The organism is uncultured Leptotrichia sp., assembly GCF_938036635.1.
GTDB classification, from domain to species: domain Bacteria; phylum Fusobacteriota; class Fusobacteriia; order Fusobacteriales; family Leptotrichiaceae; genus Leptotrichia; species Leptotrichia hongkongensis.
Genome location: NZ_CALHQO010000523.1, coordinates 1 through 3,534 on the forward strand (window position 1 = coordinate 1; position 3,534 = coordinate 3,534).

Consider the following 3,534-nt stretch of genomic DNA (forward strand, 5'->3'; position numbering starts at 1 on the left):
TTCTGTAAGTCCTTTTAACGCTTCCATTCCAGCTACAACTTTTTCAGTTTCTATTTCTCCTTGTGCAGGAAGATGTACTCTCATTAAAATACCTCCTTTCCAAAAAAATTAAATTATTAATTAAATTCCTGGTTTTTTAGGTTTTTTCCCACTTGGTCGTAGATTTGAACCACAATAAAATTGACCATTTAGAGCAATTTCAGATTTTGAATATTGCTCTTTTTTAAATGTCGCTTCTTCTTTAAATTCCATTTTTATCCAACTAGAAATTCTTTCAAATTCCTCTAAAGTAACATCATTTTTTTGTAATATTTGTTTAAACATTTCTTTTATTAATTTACATTTCTTTGATTTTTGACTAAACCTCGTTTTTCCCATCCTCTCACTCCATTCTTTCAAAATTTGATATTTCTATGTTATAATTTTTACGTGTGCGATTATTAAGGAGGTACTACTTTGATAGATTATGATTTTCAAGGTTTTGTAAATAATAAATATATTATTAAAGCCAAAAGTGATAAATTTTCGATTTTGGTTGAAGCTGATAGTTTGGAAGACGCTCAAGCTAAAGCCAAAGAAAAATTAATTGAACTATCAAAAACAGCAGAAACACAAATTCAAAACACTAAACCACATAGAAAACCTAAGCATAAAATAAGATACAGATTTAATATATAGACATTAATTAAATTTTCAAATCGCACACACTTTACAGACTAAATGATAGTTCCATTAATTCCCGAATCAGTTCTAAAAAATAATCCATTTCTTTATAACCTACATGATGCTTTTCAAAGACTTCCATAACCTCCTCTACAACTTTTTTACAATCATCTGAATTTCTTTCTACTAATTCAAATCCTAACTTTTCTAATTCAGTTGTTTGAGTTTCTTCTCCCATCCTCTCACTCCCTTCTTTTTTCTAAATTAACCTCTTTATGCTATAATATTATCGCCAAACAAAATTAAACAGAAAGGAGGTGTTTAAATTGAAACTTAAAGTAGTTCTTGTATCTCCATATAGTGATTTTAAAGCTCTTGAAATAAAATCTGGTGAATATCTCATACTGGAAACTTCCGAAGAACTAGAAATTGGAGATATAATTTCCATATCAGATACAGATATGGGACACGTTTCCTTTAATTATTTAGGTATGATCTGCTATGGTACAAATCAAGATATTGTAAACAGAGCTGGACTTTCTAAATATTTTAGATAATTTGGTTATATACAAAGGTGTTCATCTTTATACAAAAATAAATTTAATAAATTTGCACATCTTTGTATCATTTCAAAATCATTTTCATCTATCTTCACTATCAAGACTTCGTATATTTTATTGATTAATTTTTCTTCTGTTATTTTATCTCTATATTTTGATAATCTTAAAGTAGCCAAAATATTCATTATTCTTGATATTTTATTAAACGGAAACTTGTAAGAATCAATTCTTTTTTCTTTGTGATATTCTCCATTCAAATATTTTTCTACTTCTTCATAACATTTCTCTATTAATCTTTTCTCATTTTCCATCCTCTCACTCCCTTCTTTATGTTTATTTTAACTAAACTAAAGGGGTAAAAAAATAAGATGTTATTTCCATTCTATCTATTTCTAAAATTTTACAAATGTTTTCAATTTCATTTTGAGTAAAATCTACTTCGTTATTTAATTTTTTACTCAATGTTGCTTTTGAACACTTCATTTTTTTAGCCAAAACATACTCATTTTTTAGTTTTTCTTTTATTTTACCCCTTAACATAGAATAATTTCTCATAAATCACCTCCAAACATTTGTTTATTTTAACTAAACTAATAATACCACACAATTTTTAACTTGTCAATACTTTTTTTCAGTTTAAATAAACTTTTTTATTAAAAAGTTGATTTTTTATGAACTCTAAGGTATAATATATTATCAAATTTTAGAGAGGATTCAAAAAATGAGTAAAAAGGTTGATTGCCATATCAGAATAAAACAAGCAATGAACTTAAGAGGATTAACTCAAACAGATATAGTTGAAAAAACTAATATAAAAAAATCTGCATTAAGTCAATATATTAGTGGAAAAATAACACCTAGGCAAAATGCGATTGGTGAGTTATCAAAAATTTTAAACGTTTCAGAACCTTGGTTAATGGGATATGATGTTCCAATGGAACGTGATGCAATAAAAAAAGAAGTTGATCCATATTTTGTAGACACATCAGTCTTAACTCCAGAAGAACTTGCAGAATTTGAAAAAGTTACTGGAGTAAATAAGCAACTATTTTTCAATGATGTTGATGATGAACACGATATGGCTGTATTTAAACGTGCTGTTATAGACATATTAATAAAGCAGAGAGAAAACAAAAAATAGGATTTTATGCACAAAACAAATTTTAAAAAGTTGGCAAAAACTTTAATTGAAAAATATGGAACTGATAATCCTTTTAAAATTGCAGAACATCAAGGAATAAAAATTATCTATTCCGATTTTTCATCTTGGCTAGGCCTATACACCTGTATTGGAAATGAAAAAACAATTTTCATCAACATCAAACTTCCCTACTTATCCAAACGAATAGTATGTAGCCACGAACTAGGACACGGACAGCAATCATTCAATGAAGCTGTATCTATATTTATGAAAGTGAAAAACTTCTGTCCGAAACAAGCCAAGTTGAACAAGAAGCAAACGAATTTGCTGCAACTTTAATATTTAACAATAAGGATATTTATAAACTTAATTTAACAGAGTTGGATAAAAAGTTATTAAAAGAATTAGAAAAATATTTATAGAATGGAGAATAATTTTTGTGGAAAAAAACAATGAAACAGTTTTAGTATTTTACGTAAAAGGATCTGGAAAAAAACCTTATAGAGTTGCTTTTTGGAAAGAGGAAAACTCTAGGGATATACACAGTGGTTGTGGTTGTCCTGCAGGTAGAAGAATGCAATATTGCAAACATAGATTTCAGTTAATTGAAGGTGATCTAACTAATTTAGATGATTCAACTGAAAATGCAAATGAAAAACTAGAAATTTTATATGATTGGCTTAAAGATAGTGATATTGGTGATTTTTTTGAAGACTTTATTAAGGCTAAAACTGGAGAAAAAGTAAGTAAAATGGTAAATGGTATGAAATTTCATAAACCAGTAATAATCGGAACTTATTTTGATGAATTTTTACAAAAAGAAGTAAATGAATGCGAGCGTGTTTACTTAAATGATGAAGAACTAACTGAAAAATACGGTATAACTCATAAAGAACTGTCTATTGAAGAATTTTTAAAATTAATTGATTCTAATATAATAGTTGTTGGAAGTCGTAAGCGAAGTTATCTTTTTGATGAAAATAGAAATTATTATGGAACTTATAGTGGAAAGAAAAAAGAATTTGAAGGATTCGGATTAATACATTTAGGTATTCATAGATACACAAAATCTCAACATTTAATTGATTGTCTTGAGTATTATCAAAAAGTAGATATAAAAAATATGAATAAAAAAATAGTTTGAGTATAAAAAAGAACGGAGTGATTATT

At 27.0% G+C, this 3,534-nt stretch carries 9 protein-coding genes; 5 read left to right on the forward strand and 4 right to left on the reverse strand.

Going from position 1 to position 3,534, the window contains the following annotated elements; all coding sequences use genetic code 11:
- Positions 1-120: 120 nt before the first annotated feature.
- Positions 121-378 (reverse strand): hypothetical protein, encoded by a 258-nt coding sequence (locus Q0370_RS10470; protein WP_299575458.1) that lies wholly within the window; start codon positions 376-378, stop codon positions 121-123.
- 78 nt (positions 379-456) lie between these two features.
- Here Q0370_RS10470 and Q0370_RS10475 point away from each other — a divergent pair, with 78 nt between their 5' ends.
- Positions 457-678 (forward strand): hypothetical protein, encoded by a 222-nt coding sequence (locus tag Q0370_RS10475; RefSeq protein ID WP_299575460.1) that lies wholly within the window; start codon positions 457-459, stop codon positions 676-678.
- 31 nt (positions 679-709) lie between these two features.
- Here Q0370_RS10475 and Q0370_RS10480 read toward each other — a convergent pair whose 3' ends face one another.
- Positions 710-901, reverse strand: coding sequence for a hypothetical protein (locus tag Q0370_RS10480; protein ID WP_299575462.1), 192 nt, complete (start codon positions 899-901; stop codon positions 710-712).
- Between the two features lie 88 nt (positions 902-989).
- On the opposite strand from Q0370_RS10480, the gene Q0370_RS10485 reads away from it, so the two are divergent.
- Positions 990-1,220, forward strand: a complete 231-nt coding sequence (locus Q0370_RS10485; RefSeq protein ID WP_299575464.1) for a hypothetical protein — start codon at positions 990-992, stop codon at positions 1,218-1,220.
- 5 nt (positions 1,221-1,225) lie between these two features.
- Here Q0370_RS10485 and Q0370_RS10490 read toward each other — a convergent pair whose 3' ends face one another.
- Together Q0370_RS10490 and Q0370_RS10495 are read right to left on the reverse strand one after the other, a co-directional pair.
- Complete coding sequence (locus Q0370_RS10490; protein WP_299575467.1) at positions 1,226-1,534, reverse strand: hypothetical protein; 309 nt, start codon at positions 1,532-1,534, stop codon at positions 1,226-1,228.
- Positions 1,535-1,565: 31 nt separating this feature from the next.
- Complete coding sequence (locus tag Q0370_RS10495; RefSeq protein WP_299575469.1) at positions 1,566-1,778, reverse strand: DUF739 family protein; 213 nt, start codon at positions 1,776-1,778, stop codon at positions 1,566-1,568.
- Positions 1,779-1,944: 166 nt separating this feature from the next.
- On the opposite strand from Q0370_RS10495, the gene Q0370_RS10500 reads away from it, so the two are divergent.
- From Q0370_RS10500 to Q0370_RS10510, 3 genes are all read left to right on the forward strand, one after another.
- Positions 1,945-2,364, forward strand: coding sequence for a helix-turn-helix domain-containing protein (locus tag Q0370_RS10500; RefSeq protein ID WP_299575471.1), 420 nt, complete (start codon positions 1,945-1,947; stop codon positions 2,362-2,364).
- 6 nt (positions 2,365-2,370) lie between these two features.
- Positions 2,371-2,703 (forward strand): ImmA/IrrE family metallo-endopeptidase, encoded by a 333-nt coding sequence (locus tag Q0370_RS10505; protein ID WP_299575473.1) that lies wholly within the window; start codon positions 2,371-2,373, stop codon positions 2,701-2,703.
- A gap of 100 nt (positions 2,704-2,803) precedes the next feature.
- Positions 2,804-3,508 carry a hypothetical protein gene (locus Q0370_RS10510; protein WP_299575476.1) on the forward strand — a complete coding sequence of 235 codons (705 nt, stop codon included), beginning with the start codon at positions 2,804-2,806 and terminating at the stop codon, positions 3,506-3,508.
- Positions 3,509-3,534 lie beyond the last annotated feature (26 nt).

Excerpts from the sequence above, each read along its gene's own strand:
- Q0370_RS10470 (WP_299575458.1), bottom strand. The coding sequence starts at position 378 with ATGGGAAAAACGAGGTTTAGTCAAAAATCAAAGAAATGTAAATTAATA.
- Q0370_RS10480 (WP_299575462.1), bottom strand. The coding sequence starts at position 901 with ATGGGAGAAGAAACTCAAACAACTGAATTAGAAAAGTTAGGATTTGAA.
- Q0370_RS10490 (WP_299575467.1), bottom strand. The coding sequence starts at position 1,534 with ATGGAAAATGAGAAAAGATTAATAGAGAAATGTTATGAAGAAGTAGAA.
- Q0370_RS10495 (WP_299575469.1), bottom strand. The coding sequence starts at position 1,778 with ATGAGAAATTATTCTATGTTAAGGGGTAAAATAAAAGAAAAACTAAAA.
- Q0370_RS10500 (WP_299575471.1), top strand. The coding sequence starts at position 1,945 with ATGAGTAAAAAGGTTGATTGCCATATCAGAATAAAACAAGCAATGAAC.
- Q0370_RS10505 (WP_299575473.1), top strand. The coding sequence starts at position 2,371 with ATGCACAAAACAAATTTTAAAAAGTTGGCAAAAACTTTAATTGAAAAA.